This is a genomic window from Nocardiopsis sp. RV163 (assembly GCF_001029525.1).
Classification (GTDB): Bacteria; Actinomycetota; Actinomycetes; order Streptosporangiales; family Streptosporangiaceae; genus Nocardiopsis; species Nocardiopsis dassonvillei.
On sequence record NZ_LEKI01000262.1, the window covers coordinates 1 to 4,418 of the forward strand.

The window sequence follows — 4,418 nt, forward strand, 5'->3', positions numbered from 1 at the left end:
CTCCCCGTACAGCCCTCCCGCCGGGCGGGCTGTCCGCGCCTCCCTCGCACCCGCGCCCCCACGGCCCGGAGTGTCCGCGTGTTCTCGATCCCTTGCCGGGGAGAGCCGCGCGCCCTAACCGCCTTTGCCTCCTGACCGAAACAGCCCCCGGGACACGTGGGCGCAACACACGGGCAGGCCATGGGTTACATGGCGCTTACATACCACCAAACCCTCGGACAAGTGGCGGGGGTCACGCTATGCTTGTGAACGTGTTGGTGCCAATGCACGTGCATGTGGCAGTGCATAAGCACGGACGTTCCCCTCGACGAAAAAAGGAGCAGCATGACCGCACACAACGGCATCCCCGCGACCCAGCTCACCGAGGCGGCCTGGCAGAAGGCCCGGCGCAGCAACTCGCAGGGTGCCTGCGTCGAGATGGCCCGTCTAGGCGACGACTCCATCGCCGTACGCAATTCGCGGTTCCCGTCCGGACCGGCGCTGGTCTACACCCAGGAGGAGATCGACTGCCTCATCCTGGGCGCCAAGGACGGGGACTTCGACAACCTGCTCAGCTAGGGCCTTTCGTCCCGTCCGGCGCGTTTCGCCCCGACGCACACAGGAGGGGTTACCGCTCGGCGGTGACCCCTTCCTCGGGCACCGCCCCGATCACCGTGCCCCGGCCGCTCCGCGACCGCGGGGCCGTCCGCGTGCGCGCACGTGCCCCGAAACCCGGAAAGGCCCGCCTCGGCGAGCCTCTCGTATCCCCGGGAGCGTGCTCGGGGTCCCTCCTCACGTCCCACGCGGCTGCTCAGCCGGTTTCCTGGTCCAGGTCCTCCAACATCTGCTCCAGCAGTTCCAGCGTCTCGTCCGGAGTGGCCGCGGCGACGCTGAGCCGGGTCATGGCCTTGGTGTAGGCCTCCACCACCGGCCTGCGGTCGATGATCTCGCCGTCGGTGAGCTGCTCCAGGTAGACCATGTCCGCGAGCTCGAACTCCGAGTAGCGCAGGAGCGTGAACGACCCCGCCTCGGCCGCGTGCGCGCCCACCGCGAAGGGGACGATCTGGAGCGTGATGTTGTCGTACTCCTTGCTGAGCTGGATGAGCCACTCCAACTGGCCGCGCATGATCTCGCGCCCGGCCTTCGGGCCGCCGATGGGTCTGCGGACCGCCGCCTCGTCGAGGATCACCCACATGCGCATGCTCGTGTCGGTGCGCAGGCGCCGCTGTCTCCTGAGCCTGGCGTCGACGCGCTGCTCGGTGACCTCGTCTGTCTCCACGCCACCGGAGATGACCGCCCGCGCGTACTCCTCGGTCTGGAGCAGCCCCGGGACGAACTGGGACTCGTAGATGCGGATGTGGTCGGCGGCCTCCTCGAAGCCGACGTAGCGGATGAACCACTTGTGCAGTGACTCCCCGTACTCCTTCCACCAACCGGGCTTGTTGGATTCGCGCGCGACTTCGAGGATTTCCTTGATCCTCTTGCGGTCGGAGACCCCGTACATCTTGAGGAGGTCCTCGATATCGCGCAGCTTGAAACCGACCCGGCCGAGTTCCATACGGCTGATCTTCGACGCCGAGGCCCGAATCTTGTTCCCGGCGTCCTCTCGGCTGATACCACGCGCTTCGCGAAGCTGGCGCAGCTCGTGCCCGATCAGCATGCGGCGCACAGTGGGGCCGCTCCCCTGGCGCAATCGAGCGATATCCACGTTCGCCGCCTCTCCCTCATTCCTCGCACAAGGGTATCCGTGCGAAGGGACACCTTTGCCATGCGGACAAGACACTACAGGTACACGATAGAACGATAGAGCAGTGGTGCCTTCGCCTCGCTGGCGGATCCCCGGCGCCTCAGGGGAGGGCCCCGCCGCCGGGAGTGATCCGGCGCGGCGCCCGGCGGGGACCCCGGGACTCACACGAATTGCGCCCAAACGAACTTTCCACCGGGCGGCGTGGGAATCACGCCCCACTCTCGTGCGAAAGCACTCACCAGGGCAAGCCCCCGGCCGCCCTCCAGGTCGAGATCGGTTTCCCTTCTCTCCGGCAGCCGGTCTCCGCCGTCACGAACCGCGCAGATGAATTCACTGCCACTGCGCATGAGCGAGAGCTGAATACCGCCCTCGCTCTGCCCTGTCAAGGGCAGAGGGCCACCGTGCCGGAGCGCATTGGTGACCAATTCCGAAACGACCACCGCGACATCGCTGGACAAGTAGTGCATCTCCCATTCGTGGAGAAGCGCCTCGGAAATCTCGCGCGCGGCCCCCACCGAGTGGGGGCGCGGCTCGAAGCTCCACGTGACGGCGTCGTGCCGGTCCCCGCAGACGGGGGTGTTCCAGCGGCGGGAACCGTGCGTCAGGACCCTGAGCCACCAGCCACCGGCCGGGTCGGCCACCGCCTCAGCGCACTCCATGCCTTCCACTCCTCCCTGACGCACCGCTGCGTGGGCGTCGGTGACACGGCCGGGGCGGGCCGTGTCGGCGTGCAGGTCGGGCGCGTGCCGCTGCACGACTCGAATGCACGTGCATCTTCGCCTTGCAGGCAATCGTAGGCCAAGCCCCGACGATGTGCAGGCAAACGGGGAGACGACTTCGGCCGACCTGTGAAGCGGGTAGTCGCGAATCCGCCCGTCAGTGGGCGGGCCGACCCCGGACGCACCCCGTCCACCTACCGACCGGTTGGCATGTGGGTAGGATCTCCTCGCGCCCACCACGCGAACTCTTGGAGGTAATCCCATGTCACCAACGCCCCGTGTGGCCATCGTGACCGGTGCGGCCCGTGGGATCGGTGCCGCCGTCGCTGAGCGCCTGGCGCGCGAGGGCCGCTCCGTCGCCGTGCTGGATCTGAGGGAGTCCGACGCCCAGGAGGTCGTCGACCGCGTCGCCGCCGCGGGCGGCACCGCCCTGGCCGTGGGCTGCGACGTGTCCGATCCCGACCAGGTGACCGCCGCCGTCGACACCGTGGCCGAGCGCCTGGGCCCGCCCGCGATCCTGGTGAACAACGCGGGCGTCCTGCGCGACAACCTGCTGTTCAAGATGTCCGTGGAGGACTGGGACACCGTGATGAACGTGCACCTGCGGGGTTCGTTCCTGATGAGCAGGGCCGCCCAGGCCCACATGACCCCGGGCGGCTGGGGCCGGATCGTCAACCTGTCCAGCTCCTCCGCGCTGGGCAACCGGGGCCAGGCCAACTACTCGGCGGCCAAGGCCGGCCTCCAGGGGTTCACCAAGACCCTGGCGATCGAGCTTGGCAAGTTCGGCGTGACCTGCAACGCGGTCGCGCCCGGCTTCATCGAGACCGCCATGACCAGGGCGACCGCTGAGCGCATCGGCGTCGAGTACGAGGAAATGAAGGCCTTCAAGGAGGCCGAGATCCCGGTGCGCCGGGTGGGCGTGCCCGAGGACATCGCCAACGCCGTCGCCTTCCTCACCGGCGAGGAGGCCGGGTTCGTGTCGGGCCAGGTCCTCTATGTCGCCGGCGGGCCGCTGGACTAGTCCGCCGCGCGACCCCCGTGCGCCCCGTCCGGAGCCCTCCGGGCGGGGCGCGCGTGTGCGCCCGCCGGGGCCCGGGGCGGTCAACCGTCCGGGTCCGCGGCGGCGCGGGCCTCCTCCATCGCCTCCGTGACCGTGGCCGCCAGTTCCTCCACCAGGGCGACGCCGGCGGTGTAGTCGGGGCTGCCGTCGGTCAGGACCGCGATCAGGTACTCGCGGCCGGGTCCGGCCACGTAGCCGACGCTGTTGACGTTCCACAGGCCGCCGTTGGCCTCGCGCGGGGTCCACCCGTTCTTGAGGCCCACGGTGTCGTCGGGGCCTGCGCTCGCCGAGACCCCCCAGGACTGCTCGGCGGCGACGGACTCCATCAGCCCGCGCGCGTAGGCCCTGTCCTCCTCCGCCAGCGGGCCCCCGTCGCAGTACAGGGCCCGCAGCAGCCGCACCTGGTCGGCGGCGGTGGTCATTGTGGCGCCCCACCTGCCGCCGGGGTGGGGATCGGTGTTGGTGAAGCCCAGTGTCCCGGCGCCCTCGACGAAGCCGTCGGTGAACCCGATCCGCGAGTACAGGCCGTCGGTGACCTCGTTGTCGCTGTGGCGGATCATGGCCGAGACCTGCGAGCGCTCGGCCCCGGTGAGGTCGCGGCCCTCCTCCTCCGCGCGTAGCAGCAGCATGGTGAGGATGGTCAGCTTGGCCACGCTCGCGGTGGGGAACCGCCGGTTGGCGCCGTGGCTGAAGGTGGCCCCGGTACGCAGGTCCTGCACGGCGACCGCGAAGTCGGCCGGATGCTCCTCCCCGATCGCCTCAACGCGCGCGGCGAGTTCCTCGCGCTGGACGGGGGTGGGCCCCCGCCCTCCGGTGGCGGGCGCGCCGACGGGCGCGAAGGGCACCAGGGGGAACGCGTCCTCGGAGACCAGGGCCCGGAACAGCGCGGGGTCCGGGCCCTGGTCTCCGAGGA

At 69.9% G+C, this 4,418-nt stretch carries 5 protein-coding genes; 2 read left to right on the forward strand and 3 right to left on the reverse strand.

Features of this window, described 5'->3' with window-relative positions:
- The first annotated feature begins 324 nt into the window (after positions 1-324).
- Positions 325-558, forward strand: coding sequence for a DUF397 domain-containing protein (locus tag ABD54_RS25590; protein ID WP_047872114.1), 234 nt, complete (start codon positions 325-327; stop codon positions 556-558).
- A 232-nt stretch (positions 559-790) separates the two neighbouring features.
- Here the strand turns inward: ABD54_RS25590 and ABD54_RS25595 are convergent, their stop codons facing one another.
- On the reverse strand, positions 791-1,639 hold the full coding sequence (locus ABD54_RS25595; protein WP_047872117.1) for a helix-turn-helix transcriptional regulator: 849 nt from the start codon (positions 1,637-1,639) through the stop codon (positions 791-793).
- Positions 1,640-1,887: 248 nt separating this feature from the next.
- Positions 1,888-2,385: an ATP-binding protein gene (locus ABD54_RS25600; RefSeq protein WP_013151573.1), complete on the reverse strand. Its 498-nt coding sequence runs from the start codon at positions 2,383-2,385 to the stop codon at positions 1,888-1,890.
- A gap of 322 nt (positions 2,386-2,707) precedes the next feature.
- Between ABD54_RS25600 and fabG the strand changes: the two genes are divergently transcribed.
- Positions 2,708-3,466, forward strand: coding sequence for a 3-oxoacyl-ACP reductase FabG (fabG, locus tag ABD54_RS25605; protein WP_047872115.1), 759 nt, complete (start codon positions 2,708-2,710; stop codon positions 3,464-3,466).
- Between the two features lie 80 nt (positions 3,467-3,546).
- On the opposite strand, the gene ABD54_RS25610 is transcribed toward fabG, so the two are convergent.
- On the reverse strand, positions 3,547-4,418 hold an 872-nt coding region (locus ABD54_RS25610; RefSeq protein ID WP_047872116.1), incomplete at its 5' end, for a serine hydrolase.

What these genes read in the sequence shown, in the direction of transcription:
- fabG (WP_047872115.1), top strand. Translation starts at nt 2,708, where the DNA reads ATGTCACCAACGCCCCGTGTGGCCATCGTGACCGGTGCGGCCCGTGGG.
- ABD54_RS25590 (WP_047872114.1), top strand. Translation starts at nt 325, where the DNA reads ATGACCGCACACAACGGCATCCCCGCGACCCAGCTCACCGAGGCGGCC.
- ABD54_RS25595 (WP_047872117.1), bottom strand. Translation starts at nt 1,639, where the DNA reads ATGCTGATCGGGCACGAGCTGCGCCAGCTTCGCGAAGCGCGTGGTATC.
- ABD54_RS25600 (WP_013151573.1), bottom strand. Translation starts at nt 2,385, where the DNA reads ATGGAGTGCGCTGAGGCGGTGGCCGACCCGGCCGGTGGCTGGTGGCTC.